General features: G+C 62.6%; 30 protein-coding genes. 29 read left to right on the plus strand and 1 reads right to left on the minus strand.

What is annotated here, in order from left to right; translation table 11 throughout:
* From tuf to rplQ, 29 genes are all read left to right on the plus strand, one after another.
* Nucleotides 1–1190: elongation factor Tu (tuf, locus tag G332_RS0111490; RefSeq protein WP_019627138.1), on the plus strand; the 1190-nt coding region annotated here is incomplete at its 5' end.
* Nucleotides 1191–1195: 5 nt separating this feature from the next.
* Nucleotides 1196–1507: a 30S ribosomal protein S10 gene (gene rpsJ, locus G332_RS0111495; protein ID WP_018139871.1), complete on the plus strand. Its 312-nt coding sequence runs from the start codon at nucleotides 1196–1198 to the stop codon at nucleotides 1505–1507.
* 110 nt (nucleotides 1508–1617) lie between these two features.
* Nucleotides 1618–2262: a 50S ribosomal protein L3 gene (gene rplC / locus G332_RS0111500; protein ID WP_019627140.1), complete on the plus strand. Its 645-nt coding sequence runs from the start codon at nucleotides 1618–1620 to the stop codon at nucleotides 2260–2262.
* Nucleotides 2263–2266: 4 nt separating this feature from the next.
* Nucleotides 2267–2872, plus strand: coding sequence for a 50S ribosomal protein L4 (gene rplD, locus G332_RS0111505; RefSeq protein ID WP_019627141.1), 606 nt, complete (start codon nucleotides 2267–2269; stop codon nucleotides 2870–2872).
* A complete protein-coding gene (gene rplW, locus G332_RS0111510; protein ID WP_018872198.1) occupies nucleotides 2869–3165 on the plus strand; it encodes a 50S ribosomal protein L23 in 297 nt (98 codons plus the stop codon). Before rplD ends, rplW begins: the two co-directional genes overlap by 4 nt.
* Before the next feature lie 2 nt (nucleotides 3166–3167).
* Nucleotides 3168–3989 (plus strand): 50S ribosomal protein L2, encoded by an 822-nt coding sequence (gene rplB, locus G332_RS0111515; protein ID WP_019627142.1) that lies wholly within the window; start codon nucleotides 3168–3170, stop codon nucleotides 3987–3989.
* 12 nt (nucleotides 3990–4001) lie between these two features.
* A complete protein-coding gene (rpsS, locus tag G332_RS0111520; RefSeq protein ID WP_018872200.1) occupies nucleotides 4002–4274 on the plus strand; it encodes a 30S ribosomal protein S19 in 273 nt (90 codons plus the stop codon).
* 9 nt (nucleotides 4275–4283) lie between these two features.
* Entirely contained in the window at nucleotides 4284–4625 is a 342-nt protein-coding gene (gene rplV / locus G332_RS0111525) for a 50S ribosomal protein L22 (RefSeq protein ID WP_019627143.1), read from the plus strand.
* A gap of 2 nt (nucleotides 4626–4627) precedes the next feature.
* On the plus strand, nucleotides 4628–5308 hold the full coding sequence (rpsC, locus tag G332_RS0111530) for a 30S ribosomal protein S3 (RefSeq protein ID WP_019627144.1): 681 nt from the start codon (nucleotides 4628–4630) through the stop codon (nucleotides 5306–5308).
* 10 nt (nucleotides 5309–5318) lie between these two features.
* A complete protein-coding gene (gene rplP / locus G332_RS0111535) occupies nucleotides 5319–5732 on the plus strand; it encodes a 50S ribosomal protein L16 (protein ID WP_018872203.1) in 414 nt (137 codons plus the stop codon).
* Nucleotides 5732–5926, plus strand: a complete 195-nt coding sequence (gene rpmC / locus G332_RS0111540; RefSeq protein ID WP_017941079.1) for a 50S ribosomal protein L29 — start codon at nucleotides 5732–5734, stop codon at nucleotides 5924–5926. Before rplP ends, rpmC begins: the two co-directional genes overlap by 1 nt.
* Nucleotides 5927–5929: 3 nt before the next feature.
* Nucleotides 5930–6196, plus strand: coding sequence for a 30S ribosomal protein S17 (gene rpsQ, locus G332_RS0111545; protein ID WP_019627145.1), 267 nt, complete (start codon nucleotides 5930–5932; stop codon nucleotides 6194–6196).
* Nucleotides 6197–6218: 22 nt separating this feature from the next.
* Nucleotides 6219–6587 (plus strand): 50S ribosomal protein L14, encoded by a 369-nt coding sequence (rplN, locus tag G332_RS0111550; protein ID WP_012983522.1) that lies wholly within the window; start codon nucleotides 6219–6221, stop codon nucleotides 6585–6587.
* Between the two features lie 7 nt (nucleotides 6588–6594).
* Complete coding sequence (rplX, locus tag G332_RS0111555; RefSeq protein ID WP_019627146.1) at nucleotides 6595–6909, plus strand: 50S ribosomal protein L24; 315 nt, start codon at nucleotides 6595–6597, stop codon at nucleotides 6907–6909.
* 17 nt (nucleotides 6910–6926) lie between these two features.
* Nucleotides 6927–7466 (plus strand): 50S ribosomal protein L5, encoded by a 540-nt coding sequence (gene rplE / locus G332_RS0111560; RefSeq protein WP_019627147.1) that lies wholly within the window; start codon nucleotides 6927–6929, stop codon nucleotides 7464–7466.
* Between the two features lie 15 nt (nucleotides 7467–7481).
* Nucleotides 7482–7787 carry a 30S ribosomal protein S14 gene (gene rpsN, locus G332_RS0111565; protein WP_019627148.1) on the plus strand — a complete coding sequence of 102 codons (306 nt, stop codon included), beginning with the start codon at nucleotides 7482–7484 and terminating at the stop codon, nucleotides 7785–7787.
* A gap of 14 nt (nucleotides 7788–7801) precedes the next feature.
* Entirely contained in the window at nucleotides 7802–8194 is a 393-nt protein-coding gene (gene rpsH, locus G332_RS0111570) for a 30S ribosomal protein S8 (RefSeq protein WP_019627149.1), read from the plus strand.
* Between the two features lie 10 nt (nucleotides 8195–8204).
* A complete protein-coding gene (rplF, locus tag G332_RS0111575; protein WP_019627150.1) occupies nucleotides 8205–8735 on the plus strand; it encodes a 50S ribosomal protein L6 in 531 nt (176 codons plus the stop codon).
* A 10-nt stretch (nucleotides 8736–8745) separates the two neighbouring features.
* Nucleotides 8746–9099, plus strand: coding sequence for a 50S ribosomal protein L18 (gene rplR / locus G332_RS0111580; RefSeq protein WP_019627151.1), 354 nt, complete (start codon nucleotides 8746–8748; stop codon nucleotides 9097–9099).
* 26 nt (nucleotides 9100–9125) lie between these two features.
* Nucleotides 9126–9632, plus strand: a complete 507-nt coding sequence (gene rpsE / locus G332_RS0111585) for a 30S ribosomal protein S5 (RefSeq protein WP_019627152.1) — start codon at nucleotides 9126–9128, stop codon at nucleotides 9630–9632.
* A gap of 3 nt (nucleotides 9633–9635) precedes the next feature.
* On the plus strand, nucleotides 9636–9815 hold the full coding sequence (gene rpmD / locus G332_RS0111590; protein ID WP_019627153.1) for a 50S ribosomal protein L30: 180 nt from the start codon (nucleotides 9636–9638) through the stop codon (nucleotides 9813–9815).
* A 2-nt stretch (nucleotides 9816–9817) separates the two neighbouring features.
* Nucleotides 9818–10249: a 50S ribosomal protein L15 gene (gene rplO, locus G332_RS0111595; protein WP_019627154.1), complete on the plus strand. Its 432-nt coding sequence runs from the start codon at nucleotides 9818–9820 to the stop codon at nucleotides 10247–10249.
* A gap of 3 nt (nucleotides 10250–10252) precedes the next feature.
* Complete coding sequence (gene secY, locus G332_RS0111600) at nucleotides 10253–11599, plus strand: preprotein translocase subunit SecY (RefSeq protein WP_019627155.1); 1347 nt, start codon at nucleotides 10253–10255, stop codon at nucleotides 11597–11599.
* A gap of 15 nt (nucleotides 11600–11614) precedes the next feature.
* Nucleotides 11615–11728: a 50S ribosomal protein L36 gene (rpmJ, locus tag G332_RS13400; RefSeq protein WP_018881305.1), complete on the plus strand. Its 114-nt coding sequence runs from the start codon at nucleotides 11615–11617 to the stop codon at nucleotides 11726–11728.
* Between the two features lie 66 nt (nucleotides 11729–11794).
* The gene (rpsM, locus tag G332_RS0111605) at nucleotides 11795–12151 is read left to right on the plus strand and encodes a 30S ribosomal protein S13 (RefSeq protein WP_019627156.1); all 357 of its coding nucleotides are present in this window, start codon (nucleotides 11795–11797) and stop codon (nucleotides 12149–12151) included.
* 21 nt (nucleotides 12152–12172) lie between these two features.
* On the plus strand, nucleotides 12173–12562 hold the full coding sequence (gene rpsK / locus G332_RS0111610; RefSeq protein WP_019627157.1) for a 30S ribosomal protein S11: 390 nt from the start codon (nucleotides 12173–12175) through the stop codon (nucleotides 12560–12562).
* A 15-nt stretch (nucleotides 12563–12577) separates the two neighbouring features.
* Nucleotides 12578–13198 (plus strand): 30S ribosomal protein S4, encoded by a 621-nt coding sequence (gene rpsD, locus G332_RS0111615; RefSeq protein ID WP_019627158.1) that lies wholly within the window; start codon nucleotides 12578–12580, stop codon nucleotides 13196–13198.
* A 30-nt stretch (nucleotides 13199–13228) separates the two neighbouring features.
* Complete coding sequence (rpoA, locus tag G332_RS0111620) at nucleotides 13229–14218, plus strand: DNA-directed RNA polymerase subunit alpha (RefSeq protein WP_019627159.1); 990 nt, start codon at nucleotides 13229–13231, stop codon at nucleotides 14216–14218.
* Between the two features lie 44 nt (nucleotides 14219–14262).
* A complete protein-coding gene (gene rplQ / locus G332_RS0111625) occupies nucleotides 14263–14652 on the plus strand; it encodes a 50S ribosomal protein L17 (protein WP_019627160.1) in 390 nt (129 codons plus the stop codon).
* 542 nt (nucleotides 14653–15194) lie between these two features.
* On the opposite strand, the gene uvrA is transcribed toward rplQ, so the two are convergent.
* Nucleotides 15195–18047 (minus strand): excinuclease ABC subunit UvrA, encoded by a 2853-nt coding sequence (gene uvrA, locus G332_RS0111630; RefSeq protein ID WP_019627161.1) that lies wholly within the window; start codon nucleotides 18045–18047, stop codon nucleotides 15195–15197.
* Between the last annotated feature and the right edge of the window lie 173 nt (nucleotides 18048–18220).

Genomic DNA, 18220 nt, shown 5'->3' on the forward strand with positions numbered 1-18220 from the left:
TGTCCAAGGAAAAGTTCGAGCGTAAGAAGCCGCATGTAAATGTGGGGACGATTGGTCATGTTGACCATGGTAAGACGACGCTGACGGCGGCGCTGACTGTGGTGCAGGGCAAGAAGTATGGCGGCGAGTCGCGCGCGTACGATCAGATCGACAACGCGCCGGAAGAGAAGGCGCGCGGGATCACGATTGCGACGGCGCACGTGGAGTACGAATCGGACGGTCGTCATTACGCGCATGTGGATTGCCCCGGGCACGCGGACTACGTGAAGAACATGATTACGGGAGCGGCGCAGATGGACGGCGCGATCCTGGTGGTATCGGCGGCCGATGGCCCGATGCCGCAGACGCGCGAGCACATTCTGCTGGCGCGTCAGGTAGGTGTGCCGCACATTGTGGTGTTCCTGAACAAGGCGGACATGGTGGATGATCCGGAGCTGCTGGAGCTGGTGGAGATGGAGGTTCGCGATCTGCTGTCCTCCTATGATTTCCCGGGCGACGACACGCCGGTGATCACGGGTTCTGCGCTGAAGGCGGTTGAGGGCGACGAGTCCGAGATTGGCGCGCAGGCGATTCAGAAGCTGATTGACGCGATGGACGAGTACATCCCCGAGCCGGAGCGCGCGGTGGACGGAGACTTCCTGATGCCGGTGGAAGACGTGTTCTCGATCTCGGGCCGCGGCACGGTGGTGACCGGTCGTATCGAGCGTGGTGTGGTCAAGGTGGGCGAGGAGATCGAGATTGTCGGTATCCGCGACACCCAGAAGACCACGGTCACGGGTGTCGAGATGTTCCGCAAGCTGCTTGACCAGGGCGAAGCGGGCGACAACGTGGGCATTCTGCTGCGTGGTACCAAGCGCGACGAGGTGCAGCGTGGTCAGGTGCTGTGCAAGCCGGGTTCGATCAACCCGCACACGCATTTCGAGGCCGAGGTGTACATCCTGGGCAAGGACGAGGGAGGCCGTCATACCCCGTTCTTCAACGGCTATCGCCCGCAGTTCTACTTCCGGACGACCGACGTGACGGGTTCGGTGGATCTCCCGGAGGGCACCGAGATGGTGATGCCGGGTGACAACGTGAAGATGACCGTGGCGCTGATCAGTCCGATCGCGATGGAAGATGGTCTGCGCTTCGCGATCCGCGAAGGTGGCCGCACCGTCGGTGCCGGCGTCGTCTCCAAGATTATTGAGTGACCCAGATGGCTAACCAGCGCATTCGAATTCGTCTCAAGGCCTTTGATCATCGACTGATCGACCGCTCCGCGGCCGAGATTGTCGAGACCGCCAAGCGGACCGGTGCCCGTGTAAAGGGCCCGATCCCGCTGCCGACCAAGCGTGAGGCGTACACCGTCCTGATTTCGCCGCATGTCAACAAAGATGCGCGTGACCAGTACGAGCTGCGTACGCACAAGCGCCTGATGGATATCCTCGATCCGACTGACAAGACCGTGGATGCCCTGATGAAGCTGGATCTGGCTGCAGGCGTAAATGTTCAGATCAGGCTTAACTAACGTTAAATTTTCTGCCATACTATTGGGCTTTCCGTGGCCCGGCGGAATCTTCGCCGGGCCACGGCTTTAGGGCGCTCGTGAGCGCCGTCTGATACGGAAGGGGTTTTGTAATGGCTCTTGGACTCATCGGTCGCAAGCTCGGCATGTCGCGCGTCTTTACCGACGACGGCGTGTCCGTGCCGGTTACGGTGCTGCAGGTGGACAACAATCGCGTGGTCCAGATCAAGCGCACTGATGGCGACGGCTACAACGCGGTCCAGGTGACGGCGGGCTCGCGCAAGCCGTCTCGGGTAAGCAAGCCGGAGGCCGGGCACTTTGCCGCGGCTTCGGTGGAGCCGGGGCATGGCTTGTGGGAGTTCCGTGTGGAAGCAGGTGAACTCGAAGGCCTAGCTGCAGGAGACGCGATCACCGTTGACCGGTTCGAGGAGGGTCAGATGGTGGATGTGACCGCTCAGAGCAAGGGCAAGGGTTTCCAGGGTGCAGTGAAGCGTCACAACTTCCGCACCCAGGACGCGACCCATGGCAACTCGCTGTCGCATCGTGCGCCGGGTTCTATCGGTCAGAACCAGAGCCCCGGCCGCGTGTTCAAGGGCAAGAAGATGGCCGGCCACATGGGCGCCGAGCGCAAGACCATTCAGAACCTGAAGGTCGTGCGCGTGGATGCCGATCGCAGCTTGGTCCTGGTTCAGGGTGCCGTGCCGGGCGCGCCGAGTTCCGACGTGATGATCCGTCCGGCCGTGAAGGCGAAGGGTTAAGACAATGCAAGTAACGACTGCCGATACCGGGGCCAGCGTCGAGCTGTCGCCCGCCTGCTTCGAGCGGGATTTTAACGAGTCGCTGGTGCACCAGAGTGTGGTAGCGCACCTGGCGGCGGCGCGCAGCGGTACGCGCGCCCAGAAGACGCGCGCCCAGGTGCGCGGTGGGGGCATCAAGCCGTTCCGCCAGAAAGGCACCGGGCGTGCGCGCGCCGGTACGATTCGCAGCCCGCTGTGGACCGGGGGCGGCAAGGTGTTTGCCTCTCGCACGCAGGACTTCTCGCAGAAGCTGAACAAGAAGATGTATCGCGCCGCGATGGCGTCGATCCTCTCCGAGCTGGTGCGTCAGGAGCGTCTGAAGGTCGTGGCAGGGTTCGCGGTCGAGTCGGGCAAGACTCGTGACGGCGTCGCCAGGCTGAAGGAGCTGGGCCTCGAGAAGGGTCTGGTGGTGCTCGCCGAGGAAGACGCGATGACCGCTCGTGCGCTGGCGAACGTGCCGCATGTGGACGTGATCGATGTGACCGGCGTCAATCCCGCTAACCTGGTTGGGGCCGATGCGGTCGTGATCACGGAAGGTGCCATCCGGAAGATCGAGGAGTGGCTGGCATGAACTCGCGTCTGATGCAGATTATTCAAGGTCCGGTGGTGTCTGAGAAGTCGACCAATGCCGGCGAAGTGGGGCAATACGTGTTTCGCGTTCTGCCCGACGCCGACAAGGCTGAGATCAAGGCCGCGATCGAGAAGTTGTTCGAGGTCCGGGTGCAGCAGGTGCGCACCCTGAATCAGCAGGGCAAGAACAAGCGCTTCGGGCGCCAGTTCGGTCGTCGTAACCACTGGAAGAAGGCCTATGTCTCCCTCGCTGAGGGCGAAAGCATTGATATGGGTGAAGGAGAACAGGTCTAGTCATGGCGATTATCAAGACCAATCCGACCTCGGCCGGGCGCCGGCATACGGTTCAGATCCGCGGTGAAAACCTGCACAAGGGCGCCCCGCACGCCGCGCTGGTGGAAAAGCAGACCCGCTCCGGGGGACGTAATAATTCCGGCCGGATTACCACGCGTCACGTGGGTGGCGGGCACAAGCAGCGTTATCGCATTGTAGATTTCAAGCGCCACAAGGACGGCGTGCCGGGCAAGGTCGAGCGCCTGGAATACGATCCTAACCGGAGCGCGCATTTGGCGCTGGTACTGTACGCGGACGGCGAACGTCGGTACATTATCGCCCCCCGTGGTCTGAAGCAGGGCGACGCGATCACCAGCGGCACCCAGGCCTCGATTCGGGTCGGCAATGCGATGCCCCTGCGTTCGATTCCGGTCGGTACGGTAATTCACTGCATCGAGATGAAGCCCGGTAAGGGTGCGCAGATTGCACGCTCCGCCGGCGCCTCGGCCCAGGTCGTGGCGCGAGAAGGCGCTCATGCGACGATTCGTCTGCGTTCCGGGGAGATGCGGCGCATCTCCTCCGAGTGTCGGGCGACCATCGGCGAGGTAGGCAATACCGAGCACAGCCTCAAGAAATTCGGGAAAGCGGGTGCCAAGCGCTGGGTGGGCGTACGTCCGACCGTCCGCGGCACTGCAATGAACCCGGTGGACCACCCGCATGGTGGTGGTGAAGGTCGCAATTTCGGGCGTCACCCGGTGACCCCGTGGGGCCGTCCGACCAAGGGTTACAAGACCCGTAATAACAAACGTACCGACGGCATGATTGTGCGTCGGCGCAAGAAGTAACGGAGTGCCAGCATGCCGCGTTCACTGAAAAAAGGCCCGTTCGTCGATCATCACCTGCGCAAGAAGGTGGAAGAGGCGCTCGAAAAGAACGATCGCCGTCCGATCAAGACCTGGTCGCGTCGCTCGATGATCATCCCGCAGATGGTCGGTCTGACCCTCGCGGTTCACAACGGGCGGCAGCATGTGCCGGTGCTGGTCAACGAGAACATGGTCGGCCACAAGCTGGGCGAGTTTGCGTTGACGCGGACCTTCAAGGGTCACATCGCCAACAAGAAGTCGCGCTGAGGACGAACGATGGAGACGATTGCAAAACTGCGCTACGCGCGCATCTCGCCGCAGAAGACGCGGCTGGTCGCCGATCAGGTTCGTGGTCTGCGTGTGGAAGAGGCCCTGAACGAGCTGACCTTCAGCCCGAAGAAGTCCGCCGCGATTGTGAAAAAGGTCCTGGAGTCCGCGATTGCGAACGCCGAGAACAATGACGGTGCCGATATTGACGAGCTGCGGATCTCCCGGATCCAGGTCGACGAAGGTCCCGTCCTGAAGCGCATGCAGGCCCGAGCGAAGGGTCGAGGCAACCGCATCATGAAGCGCACCAGTCACATCGTGGTGGGCGTGAGCGAGAAGGGAGCGAAGTAACCATGGGTCAGAAAGTACATCCAACCGGCATCCGGCTGGGCATTTCTCGCCCGTGGTCGGCCACCTGGTACGCCGATGGCCGCGAATTCGGCGAGACGCTGAATAACGACATCAGGCTGCGCGAGTTCCTGCAGAAGAAACTGGCTCATGCGTCGGTAAGCCGAATCACGATTGATCGGCCGGCAAAGGCGGCGCACATCACGATTCATACGGCGCGCCCGGGGATTGTGATCGGCAAGAAGGGCGAAGACATCGAAAAGCTGCGCCGTGAAGTGGCTGCGGAAACCGGCCTGGATCAGGGCAGCGTGAAGATCAATATCGAAGAAGTGCGCAAGCCCGAGACCGAGGCGCAGCTGGTGGCCGAAGGGATTGCTCAGCAGCTCGAACGTCGCATCATGTTTCGTCGTGCGATGAAGCGCGCGGTGGGTAACGCGATGCGTCTGGGGGCGCAGGGCATCAAGGTGCATGTCTCGGGGCGCCTGAACGGGGCCGAGATTGCCCGCTCCGAGTGGTACCGCGAGGGTCGCGTACCGCTGCATACCCTGCGCGCCGACATCGACTACGGCTTTGCCGAGGCCCGTACAACCTACGGGATCATCGGCGTGAAGGTGTGGATCTTCAAGGGCGAGGTCTTCGGTCTGGAGCCGGTCGAAGGGACGCGCGCTGCGGCCAACGCGAGCTAGGATACAGACCATGTTGCAGCCAAAACGAACGAAATTCCGCAAGCAGTTCAAAGGCCGGAACCGGGGCATGGCCTCGACGGGCGCCAAGGTCAGCTTTGGCGAATACGGCCTCCAGGCCGTCGAGCGTGGACGCATCACTGCGCGTCAGATTGAGGCCGCTCGGCGCGCGATGGTTCGTCACATCAAGCGTGGTGGCAAGATCTGGATTCGGGTATTCCCGGACGTGCCCGTGACGAAGAAGCCGCTTGAAGTGCGTATGGGTAAGGGTAAAGGCGGCGTTGAGTACTGGGTATGCAAGATCCAGCCCGGTCGCGTGCTCTACGAGATGGAAGGCGTGAACGAAGATGTCGCTCGTGAGGCGATGCGCCTGGCCGCCGCCAAGCTCCCGGTCAAGACGGTCTTCACCCGTCGGCAGGTGATGTAATGAAAGCAGAAGAACTCAGAAAGAAGTCGGACGACGACCTGAACCAGGAGCTGGAAGCGCTCTACAAGGAACAGTTCGGTCTCCGCATGCAGAAGGCGGTCGGGCAGCTCGCGCGTCCGGATCGCGTCGGCAAGGTGCGGCGCGAGATCGCGCAGATCAAGACGCTGATGAATGAACGCAGAAGGGCAGGCTAAAAGATGACCGAGGAAGGTTCCAAGACTCAGCGCTCTGTCGTGGGCCGCGTGGTGAGCGACAAGATGGACAAGACTCGTACAGTCCTGGTGGAACGCCGTGTGCGTCACCCGCTGTACGGCAAGTTCATTCGCCGCAGCACCAAGCTGCACGTCCATGACGAAGAAAATCGCTCGCGTATGGGTGATCGCGTCCGGATTCAGGAATGCCGGCCGATCTCCAAGCAGAAGCGCTTTGCCCTGATCGAAGTGGTCGGGCAGGACGCGCTCTGATCCGGCCCTCAGGAGATAAGTCATGATTCAAATGCAGACCGTGCTTGAGGCCGCCGACAACAGCGGCGCCCGACGCATTCAGTGCATCAAGGTCCTGGGTGGTTCGCACCGCCGTTACGCTCGTGTCGGTGATGTCATCAAGGTCAGCGTCAAGGACGCGATTCCGCGTGGCAAGGTCAAGAAGGGTGATGTCTACAATGCGGTGGTGGTGCGTACGGCCGCGGGCGTACGGCGTCCGGATGGCTCGATCATCCGCTTTGACCGCAACGCCGCGGTTCTGCTGAATAACCAGCACCAGCCGATCGGCACCCGAATCTTTGGGCCGGTGACGCGTGAACTGCGAGGGGAAAAGTACATGAAGATTATTTCCCTCGCCCCGGAAGTGCTGTGAGGACGTGATGAACAAGATTCGCAAGGGCGACGATGTCGTCGTGATCGCGGGCAAGGACAAGGGCCGCCGCGGGACCATCATCAAGGTCCTGGATGGCAAAGTGCTGGTCCAGAACATCAACATGGTTAAGAAGCATCAGAAGCCGAATCCGCAACAGGGTATCGGTGGCGGGATTATCGACAAGGAAATGCCCATCGATATCTCGAATGTGATGCTCTTCAACCCGGCAACCGACAAGGGTGATCGCGTGTCGTTCAAGACCCTGGAAGACGGTCGCAAGGTGCGCGTCTTTCGTTCGAACGGCGAGGTCGTGGACGCATAACGCGGGACGGACGGTTTATGGAACGCTTGAGAGAAAAATACGAATCCAACGTGAAGCAGGCACTGCGTGAGCAGTTCAGCTATGCAAACGTCATGGAGATCCCGCGCATCACCAAGGTTACCCTGAATATGGGGCTGGGCGATGCTGTGGCGGACAAGAAGGTGATCGAACACGCGGTCGGTGACATGACGGCGATTGCCGGCCAGAAGCCGGTGGTGACGAAGGCGCGCAAGTCGATCGCAGGCTTCAAGATCCGGGACGACTACCCAATCGGCTGCAAGGTGACCTTGCGCCGTCGGCAGATGTACGAGTTCCTGGACCGGCTGATCAACGTGGCCCTGCCGCGCGTACGTGACTTTCGCGGTTTCTCCGCGAAGGCGTTCGACGGGCGTGGCAACTACAGCCTCGGCATCAAGGAGCAGATCATCTTCCCCGAGATTGACTATGACCGTGTGGACAAGCTGCGCGGCATGGACATCACGATTACAACCAGCGCAAAGACGGACGCGGAAGCCAAGGCCCTTCTGGAGGCCTTCCGATTCCCGTTCCGGCAGTAACCGAGGTAGGCGCAGATGGCGAAGGTATCGATGCTCCAGCGCGAGAAGAAGCGCGAGAAACTGGTCAACAAGTATGCGGCGAAGCGGGCCGAATTGAAGGCAATCCTGGTGGACGAGACCAAGTCCTCGGAAGAACGCCTGGCGGCGATGCATGCGCTGCAGAAGCTCCCGCGGGATTCGGCGCGCGTACGTCAGACTAATCGCTGCGGTGTGACCGGCCGGCCCAAGGGGTACTACCGTCGGTTCGGGCTGGGGCGTAACAAGCTGCGTGAATACGCGATGAAGGGCGAGATCCCCGGCCTGCGCAAGGCGAGCTGGTAAGGAGATTTGAAGCAATGATGACCGATCCGATTTCCGACATGCTTACTCGCGTGCGCAATGCCCAGCGTGCGAACAAGGAGCAGGTCGCCATTCCCTACTCGAAGTCCAAGGAGCGAATCCTGAAGGTCTTCGCGGACGAGGGCTTCGTAGGTGACATCCAGGTCGAGGGTGAAGCGGCTACCAAGAAGCTGGTCGTGAAGCTTAAGTACTTCGAAGGGCGACCGGTCATCGAGACGGTCGAACGTATTTCCCGCCCCGGTCTGCGGATCTATCGCGGCAAGGACGAGCTGCCGCGTATCAACGCGGGCCTGGGCGTTGCGGTGATCTCCACGCCGCAGGGTGTCATGAGTGATCGCGCAGCCCGGGCCGCAGGCCAGGGCGGCGAGGTCCTCTGCAAGATTTACTGAGGAATCAGCCATGTCGCGCATTGCAAATCTGCCGATCAAACTGCCGAACGGGGTCTCCGTCGAGCAGGCCGCCGACGAGATCAAGGTCAAGGGTCCGAAGGGCGAACTGCAGCTTACGTGTCCCGAGACGGTGATTGTCACGGTCGAGGAAGGCGTCGTGCGGGTGCAGCCATCGGAGCACGCGAAAAACTCTGCAATGGCCGGCACTATCCGGGCGTTGCTGGGCAATCACGTTCATGGCGTCAGTGAAGGGTTTGAACGTGCCCTGGAACTGATCGGGGTCGGGTATCGGGCACAGATGCAGGGTTCCAGGCTCAATCTGACCCTCGGGTATTCACATCCGATCGACTTCGAGATTCCCGAAGGGGTCACGGTGGAAACGCCGAGCCCGACCGCGGTTGTGGTCAAGGGGACGGATCGCCAGAAGGTGGGCCAGGTGGCGGCGAATATTCGCGCCTTCCGTCCGCCTGAGCCTTACAAGGGCAAGGGCGTGAAGTACAAAGACGAGCGCATTGTGCGCAAAGAAGCCAAGAAGAAGTAGGTAGGCACCAGTGGACAAGAAAGAGGCCAGACTTAAGCGCGCGCGTCGCGCACGGTTCAAGATCCGTGAGCTGGGGGTGCATCGTCTCTGTATCCACCGCACACCGCGCCACATGTACGCACAGATCATCGCGCCGTCGGGTGATGCAGTCCTTGCGTCCGCCTCGACGGTGGAGAAGGCATTGAAGAACGCCGGTGGCTCGAATGGCAACGCGGAGGCTGCTGCTCGCGTCGGTCAGGCGATTGCCGAGCGCGCGCGCGAAGCCGGGATTGAAGAGGTCGCGTTTGACCGCGCGGGGTTCCGTTACCACGGTCGGGTGAAGGCGCTTGCCGATGCCGCTCGTGAGAACGGCCTGCAGTTCTAGTCAAACGGGATCGAGCGGAGAGAGATATGGCACGTAACGATGTAAGCGAAGCGCAAGACGGCCTGCAGGAAAAATTGATTGGCGTCAATCGTGTGGCCAAGGTGGTGAAGGGCGGCCGGCAGTTCCGGTTCGCCGCGCTGACCGTGGTGGGCGATGGCGAGGGCCGCGTCGGCTTCGGCTATGGCAAGGCCCGCGAGGTACCCCAGGCGATCCAGAAGGCAATGCAGCAGGCCCGCCAGGAGATGCGTGACGTATCCCTGACCGACGGCACCCTGCACTACGCAGTAAATGGGCGTCACGGGGCCGCGAATGTCTACATGCAGCCCGCCTCCGAGGGTACCGGCATTATCGCTGGTGGAGCCATGCGCGCGGTGCTCGAAGTGGCGGGCGTGCGTAATGTGCTGGCCAAGTGCGTGGGATCGCGTAACCCGATCAATGTCGTGCAGGCGACCATCGATGGCCTTACTGCGGTGAGTGCCCCGGAACGAGTCGCGGCGAAGCGCGGCAAGACCGTTGACGAAGTGACGAGCTAAGCCATGAGCAAGCTGAAACTGACCCTGGTACGCAGTACTGCCGGCCGAATCGCGTCGCATAAGGCGTGTGTGCGCGGGCTGGGACTGCGCAAGACCCACAGCACCTCGACGATCGAGGCCACCCCGGAGAACCTGGGCATGGTCAAGAAGGTGTCGTACCTGCTGAAGGTAGAGGAAGTCTGACAATGCGTCTGAATGAAATTGCAAGCGCCGATGGTGCCCGGAAGCCGGCCAAGCGAGTCGGCCGGGGTATCGGCTCCGGTCTGGGCAAGACCGGGGGTCGTGGTCATAAGGGCCAGAAATCCAGGTCCGGTGGATTCACCAAGGTGGGGTTCGAAGGCGGCCAGATGCCGTTGCAGCGGCGCTTGCCGAAGGTGGGTTTCCGTTCCCGGAAACAGCAGTTTTCGGCGGAGGTGCGCCTCAGCGAACTTGCCAAGGTCGATGGGGACGTGACGCTGGAAAGCCTTAAGGCCGCCGGGGTCGTGCGCAGTGATGCCGCAAGCGCGAAGATCTTTGCTTCGGGAGAGGTGTCGAAGGCCTGTTCCGTCAAGGGCGTGGGCGTGACCAAGGGCGCGCGGGCTGCGATCGAGGCGGCTGGCGGAAGCGTCGAGGCCTAAAAAATGGCGCGTGGAGCGACAGCACGTTCCGGTGGCGGGCTCACCGGCTTTACCGAGTTACGCCAACGCCTGTTGTTCGTGCTGGGCGCCCTGGTGGTATACCGGATCGGGACGTTCATCCCCGTTCCGGGTATCAACCCGGTTGCGGTCTCGCAGTTCTTCGAGCAGCAAAGCGGCACGATCCTGGACATGTTCAACATGTTTTCCGGGGGAGCACTTGAGCGTTTGTCGATTTTCGCGCTTGGGGTTATGCCGTACATCTCTGCGGCCATCATCATGCAGCTACTTGCCGCGACCGTACCGGCGTTGCAGCAGCTGAAGAAGGAAGGCGAGCAGGGGCGTCGAAAGATCACGCAATACACGCGCTACGGGACCGTGGCGCTGGCACTGTTTCAGAGTATCGGGATTGGCATTGCCCTGAATGGTCAGACCATTCAGGGCATGCCCATGGCCCTGAACCCGGGCCCGATCTTCATCTTTACGGTAGTGGTGTCGCTGGTGACCGGGACACTGTTCCTGATGTGGCTGGGTGAACAGATCACCGAGCGTGGCATCGGTAACGGGATTTCGATCATTATCTTCGCGGGGATCGTAGCCGGGTTGCCAGGTGCGATTGGCGGCACGCTGGAACTGGCCCGGACGGGCGAGCTGGCAGCCGCGTTCGTTGTGATCCTGATTGTACTTGCCCTCGCGGTGACGGCCTTCGTGGTGTTTGTCGAGCGCGGTCAACGGAGAGTCACGATCAATTATGCGAAGCGCCAGGTCGGGCGCAAGATGGTCGGCGGTCAGTCGTCGCATCTTCCGCTCAAGCTGAACATGGCGGGCGTGATTCCGCCGATCTTCGCGTCCAGTATCATTCTGTTCCCGGCGACACTGGGGCAGTGGTTTGGACAGGCGGAAGGGATGGGCTGGTTGCGGGAGATCTCGACGACTCTCGCTCCGGGGCAGCCCTTGTATGTGATGTTCTATGCGGCGGCGATCATCTTCTTCTGTTTCTTCTATACGGCGCTGGTGTTCAACTCGCGCGATACGGCGGAGAACCTGAAGAAGCAGGGCGCTTTCATTCCCGGTATTCGGCCGGGCGTGCAGACCGAACGGTTCATTGACGGGGTGATGACGCGCCTGACGTCGGTGGGCGCCGTGTACATCACGGCCGTATGTCTGCTACCGGAGTTCCTGATCCTGTACTGGAACGTGCCGTTCTACTTTGGTGGTACCTCGCTGCTGATCATCGTGATCGTGGTGATGGATTTCATGGCCCAGCTGCAGTCGCATCTGGTGTCCCACCAGTACGAAGGCTTGATGAAAAAAGCGAATCTGAAGGGTTTCGGCGGGACCGGGATCCGCTAGACCAGGAGAAACACCATGAAGGTACGTGCATCTGTTAAGCCGATCTGCCGCAACTGCAAGGTTATTCGGCGGAACGGTGTGGTTCGGGTGATCTGTTCGGACGCCCGGCACAAGCAGCGCCAGGGTTAACCCTTGGCGTAGTGTAAATTCGTTGCTACTATAGCCGGCTTTGCCGGATTTAGATGGAGAGGTTGGATGGCTCGCGTCGCTGGAATCAATATTCCTGACCAGAAGCATACGGTAATCGCGTTGACCGCGATCTATGGGATCGGCCCGACTCGGGCGGCCCAGATCTGCGATGCCGCGGGTGTGCGTCGGGACATCAAGGTGCGGGATCTGACCGATGCCGAAGTGGATGCTCTGCGGTCCCAGATCGACAAGATCCCCGTGGAGGGTGATCTGCGTCGTGAGGTCAGCATGAACATCAAGCGACTGATGGATCTGGGCTGCTACCGAGGCGTTCGTCATCGCCGCGGTCTGCCGCTGCGCGGTCAGCAGACGCAGACGAATGCGCGCACCCGAAAGGGTCCGCGGCGCCCGATTCGCAAGTAATCAGACTGGGATCTCAGGTACATGGCACAAGCGCAGAATCGGACCAAGAAAAAGGTCCGCAAAAACATCGCCGAGGGCGTGGCTCACGTGTACGCCACGTTCAATAACACGATCATCACGATCACCGACCGGCAGGGTAACACCATTAGCTGGGCCACCTCGGGTGGGTCCGGCTTCCGGGGTTCCCGCAAGTCCACGCCGTTCGCCGCCCAGATTGCGGCAGAGCGGGCGGGTACAACGGCTGCCGAGCACGGGGTGAAGAATCTGGATGTGATGGTCCGCGGGCCGGGTCCGGGTCGCGAGTCGGCGGTGCGTGCGCTGAACAATGCCGGGTTCAAGATCACCAATATCAGTGACGTGACCCCGATCCCCCACAACGGCTGCCGGCCGCCCAAGAAACGCCGCGTTTAAGGCTGGAGTTCGAGAATGGCTCGTTACATTGGACCGAAGTGCAAGCTGAGTCGCCGTGAAGGCGTGGACCTGGGGCTGAAAAGCCGGGCCCGTGCCCTGGAGACGAAGTGCAAACTGGATAAAGCGCCGGGGCAGCACGGGGAGCGCCGTACGCGCCTCTCCGATTATGCCGTTCAGCTGCGCGAGAAGCAGAAGCTCCGTCGCATCTACGGGGTGCTGGAAAAGCAGTTTCGCAACTATTACAAGAAGGCCGCCCAGCGCAAGGGTTCGACGGGTGAAAACCTGCTGAAGCTGCTGGAGGGACGGCTGGATAACGTCGTCTACCGCATGGGCTTTGGCGCCACACGGTCGGAGGCGCGGCAACTGGTGTCGCACCGGGCCATCCTGGTGAACGGGCAGGTCGTGAATATCGCCGCCTATCAGGTGCAGCCGTCCGACGTTGTTACCGTTCGGGAGAAGGCACGCAAACAGGTGCGTATTCAGGATGCAATGACGCTGGCCGAACAGAGTGGCTTCCCGAGCTGGGTGGAGGTCGATACCAGCAAGTTTGAAGGCACCTTCAAGGCGACCCCGGATCGTTCCGATCTGCCCGCTGACATCAACGAGTCGCTCGTCGTCGAGCTGTACTCGAAGTAATCGCTTTTCGGCCAGGTGCCAGGAGTCACAATGCAGTCGAACGAACTGGTCAAGAAACAGCAGATCGAGGTCGAGGCCGAGAATCGGAATCAGGCCAAGGTGGCACTGGAGCCGCTGGAGCGCGGTTTCGGGCATACGCTCGGCAATGCGCTGCGGCGGGTGCTGTTGTCGTCCATCCCGGGCGCGGCGATCGTGGAAGCGCGGATCGAGGGGGTGCTGCACGAGTACACCACCATCGAAGGGGTGCAGGAGGATGTCGTGGATATCCTGCTGAACCTGAAAGGCGTCGCTCTGCGGATGCACAGCCGCGAGGAATCGAGCCTTGGGCTGAAGAAGCAGGGTCCGTGTGTGGTGACTGCCGGTGATATCCAGGTCGACCACGATGTCGAGGTGGTAAACCCGGAACATGTGATCGCGACGATTACGAAAGACGTCGAGTTGGACATGACCCTGACGGCAAGGGCCGGTCGTGGGTATGAGCCGGTCAGTGCCCGCCGCCAGGCGGAGGGTGGTGACGAAACCGGGATCGGCCGCCTGTTGCTCGATGCGAGTTACAGCCCTATTCGGCGGGTGTCCTATCGGGTCGAGAGTGCGCGTCTGGCACAGCGAACCGACATGGATCGCCTGGTCCTCGAGCTCGAGACGAATGGTGCGATCGCGCCGGATGATGCGGTGCGGCAGGCAGCGACGATACTGCAGGGTCAGCTCGCTCCGTTCGTTGACCTGCAGGAAGAGGCCGGGGAGGTGGCCGGGGGTACCGGCGGAGCCGTCGATCCGGTGCTGCTGCGCCCGGTGGACGAACTCGAGCTCACCGTGCGCTCGGCCAATTGCCTGAAGGCCGAGAATCTGTACTACATCGGGGATCTGGTCCAGCGCACCGAGGTCGAGTTGCTGCGCGCGCCGAACCTCGGCAAGAAGTCGTTGACCGAGATCAAGGACACGCTGGCGACCCATGGGCTGTCGCTCGGCATGCGTCTCGAGAACTGGCCGCCGCCGGGTCTGCGCGACGACAACGAGTAATCACGGCGCTGCTGCGCCCACCGTTTTTCTAGAGGAAGCCTCTCATGCGTCATCGTCACTCTGGCCGTCAGCTTGGCCGTAACAGCTCGCACCGCAAGGCCACGTTTCAGGCGCTTTCCGTTGCCCTGTTCCGGCATGAACTGATCAAGACCACGCTGCCCAAGGCGAAAGAACTGCGCCGTGTCGCCGAGCCGCTGATCACGCTGGCGAAGGAAGACAGTGTGCACGGTCGTCGCCTGGCCTTTGCCCGGCTCCGTGACAAGGAAGTGGTTGGAAAGCTGTTCGATGAGCTGGGTCCGCGCTATCAGGAACGGCCGGGCGGGTATCTGCGCATCCTGAAGTGCGGTTTCCGTGCAGGTGACAATGCGCCTATGGCCTATGTTGAGCTGGTGGATCGTCCGGAAGGCGAGTCTGGCGAGGAAGAAGCCGCTTGAGGTTGGCAAGCGTGCGATGACTGGAGCAAGCCGAGGTTCGGCTTGGCTCGCAAGAAAGCCGGCCTTGTGCCGGCTTTCTTGTGTTTGGGGAGGGGAAAACTCGGCGGGTCGGCTGGCGGTGTCGAGCGTGGCGGGTGAACGACCTTTCGCGAGAGGCGCCCGCGGCGGGGATGGGGCGACGGTGGAGGCGGGTGTGGCAGGGTCACGACGGATTCGGGACGTGGTTGCTCGCGGAGCCTGGTGGTCTCGGATGATCGCTGCAAGGGTGGTGGGGACTGCGCCCCGTTCTTCGGTCCTGGGACGTGTCGGGCGGACATGATGGATCGGGAGGGAGCGTTACAGGGCCCGGGGTCCCGAACGCGTCTCAGCACGTGCGGAAATCCGGCAGGCGCCTTTGGTGGATGGGGTGGCGCGCGCAACGACGCTGAGCCACGTCCGGGGCCTCGCGGCGAATGTGCACGGGAGGGGGGGCACAACAGGGGCGGGAGTCGCGCCCAAGTGGTGTGGGTGCGAGAGGGTCGGGTAGCCAGTGTGCGAGGCGGTCAGGATGCCAGGATGGCGGATTGTGGAGCGGAATCCAGGAGCGGGGCGAGGAAGCGGCCGGTGTGGCTTTGGGTGGTGGCGGCGACGGCCTCCGGGGTGCCGGCAACCAGCAGTTCGCCGCCGCCGCTGCCACCTTCCGGACCGATGTCGATGAGCCAGTCGGCGGTCTTGATCACGTCCAGGTTGTGCTCGATCACGACGATGGTGTTGCCGTGGTCACGCAGCCGGTGGAGTACCCGCAGGAGCTGGGCAATGTCCTCGAAATGGAGGCCGGTGGTGGGCTCGTCGAGGATATACAGGGTGCGGCCGGTGTCCCTTTTGGAGAGTTCGCGCGCGAGCTTGATGCGCTGCGCTTCGCCACCGGAAAGGGTGGTGGCGTTCTGTCCGAGCTGGATGTAGGACAGGCCAACCTCCATCAGCATCTCCAGCTTGCGGTGGATCACAGGGACCGGCTGGAAGAACTCAAGGGCCTCCTCGACGGTCATCTCCAGCACCTCGTGGATGTTCTTCCCCTTGTAGCGGACCTCGAGGGTCTCGCGGTTGTAGCGCTGCCCCTTGCAGACGTCGCAGGGCACGAACACGTCGGGCAGGAAATGCATCTCCACCTTGATGACGCCGTCGCCCTGGCAGGCTTCGCAACGCCCGCCGCGGACGTTGAACGAAAAGCGCCCGGGCTTGTAGCCGCGGGAACGCGCCTCGGCGGTGGCGGCAAAGAGTTCACGGATCGGGGTAAACAGGCCAGTGTAAGTGGCAGGGTTGGAACGCGGGGTGCGGCCAATGGGGCTTTGGTCGATGTCCACGACCTTGTCGATCAGGTCGAGGCCGTCGATGCGGTCGTGGGGCGCGATCAGGTGACGGGCGCCGTGCAGGGCGGTGGCGACCGCCGGGTACAGGGTGTTGTTGACGAGGGTGGATTTGCCGGACCCGGAGACGCCGGTGACACAAGTCAGCACGCCGGTGGGGAAGGCGAAGTCCCCGCCTTTGAGGTTGTTGCCGCGGGCGCCGATCACGCGGATCTCGCGTTCCGGGTCGGGCGTGACGCGCTGTTCCGGCACCGGGATCATGCGGGTGCCGCGCAGGTAGGCGCCGGTCAGGGAGTCGGGGTGGTTTGCAACCTCCTCCGGGGTGCCTGACGCGACGATGTGGCCGCCGTGGCGGCCGGCGCCCGGCCCGATGTCGACGACGTGATCGGCCTGGCGGATGGCATCCTCGTCATGTTCGACGACAATGACGGTGTTCCCGAGGTCCCGCAGGTGACTGAGGGTGTTGAGCAGCCGCGTGTTGTCGCGCTGGTGCAGGCCGATGGAGGGCTCGTCAAGGATGTACATGACGCCGACCAGGGCCGAGCCGATCTGGGATGCAAGGCGGATGCGCTGGGCCTCGCCGCCGGACAGGGTATCGGCCGAGCGGTCGAGGGTGAGGTAGTCGAGCCCCACGTCGTTCAGGAACCCGAGGCGCGCGGCAATCTCGCGCACGATCTTTTCGGCAATCTGGGCGAAGCGGCCGGGCAGGTGCAGGTCGGCGAAAAACTGCTGGGCATGGGCCACGCTCATGCGCGTGACCTCGGGCAGGGTGTGGTGGTTGACGAACACGTGGCGGGCGGCCGAGTTCAGTCGCGTGCCGTGGCAGTCGGGGCAGGGCCGTTCGGCCAGGTAGCGCCCAAGTTCCTCGCGTACCGCGGCGGAGTCGGTCTCGCGGTAGCGGCGTTCCAGGTTCGGGATTACGCCTTCGAATACCCGCTCGTCGGTGCGCATGCGTCCGTTCGCCGCCGGCGTGGAGAGTTTCACCTTTTCGCGCCCGGAGCCGTGCAGCACCACCGCGCGTACTTCGGGCGGCAGGTCGGCCCAGGGGGTTTCGACATCGAACCCGTAGTGTCGGGCGAGGCTGGTCAGCAGGCTGAAATACCAGGCGTTGCGGCGGTCCCAGCCGCGCACGGCGCCGCCGGCCAGGCTCAACTCCGGCTGCGCGACGACGCGCTCGGGGTCGAAGAACTGATGCACGCCGAGGCCGTCGCAGGTGGGGCAGGCCCCGGCCGGGTTGTTGAAGGAGAACAGGCGTGGCTCCAGCTCGCGCAGCGCATAGCCGCAGACCGGGCAGGCGAAGCGGGCGGAGAAGATCATGGGTTCGCGTTCCGGCGCGTCCATCCAGGCCACCAGGGCCAGACCGTCGGCCAGTTCGGTCGCGGTCTCGAAGGACTCTGCCAGGCGCTGGCGCAGGTCTTCGCGCACGCGGAACCGGTCGATGACGATCTCGATATTGTGCTTGCGCTTCGGGTCCAGTGTCGGCAGGGCATCGAGGTCGTGGATCTCGCCATTGATGCGCGCACGCAGATAGCCCTGGGAACGCATGGCCTCCAGCATTTTGTGGTGTTCGCCCTTGCGCCCTCGAACCACCGGGGCCAGCAGCATCAGCTTGTCGCCCTCCGGCAGGGCCAGCACCTGGTCCACCATCTGCGAGATGGTCTGGGCGGCGAGGGTTTCGCCGTGCTCCGGGCAGCGCGGTTCGCCGGCGCGCGCATACAACAGGCGCAGGTAGTCGTAGATCTCGGTAATGGTGCCGACGGTGGATCGCGGGTTGTGCGAGGTGCTTTTCTGCTCGATGGAGATGGCCGGCGAGAGCCCCTCGATCTGGTCCACGTCCGGTTTTTCCATCATCGACAGGAACTGCCGGGCATAGGTGGACAGGCTCTCGACGTAGCGGCGCTGGCCTTCGGCGAACAGGGTGTCGAAGGCCAGCGACGACTTGCCCGAGCCGGAGACGCCGGTGATCACGATCAGGCGCTCGCGCGGCAGGTCGAGGTCGACGTTGTTCAGGTTGTGGGTGCGGGCGCCGCGTATGCGAATGCTGTCCATGGGTCAGGATCGGCTCTGCAGAGGTGTATCGAGCGCCGCGGCCAGGATTCTCCGGCGCGTGTCGCAAACCCGTGATGGTAACACCCGGCAAGCGCCGGCCATGGTTTCCGCGTCGGGGTTGGCGGTAAACTGCGCCCGCATGAACAGCCTCCCCTTTCTCTCCGGATGTCCAT

This window comes from Thioalkalivibrio sp. ALJT, assembly GCF_000381825.1.
Classification (GTDB): Bacteria; Pseudomonadota; Gammaproteobacteria; order Ectothiorhodospirales; family Ectothiorhodospiraceae; genus Thioalkalivibrio.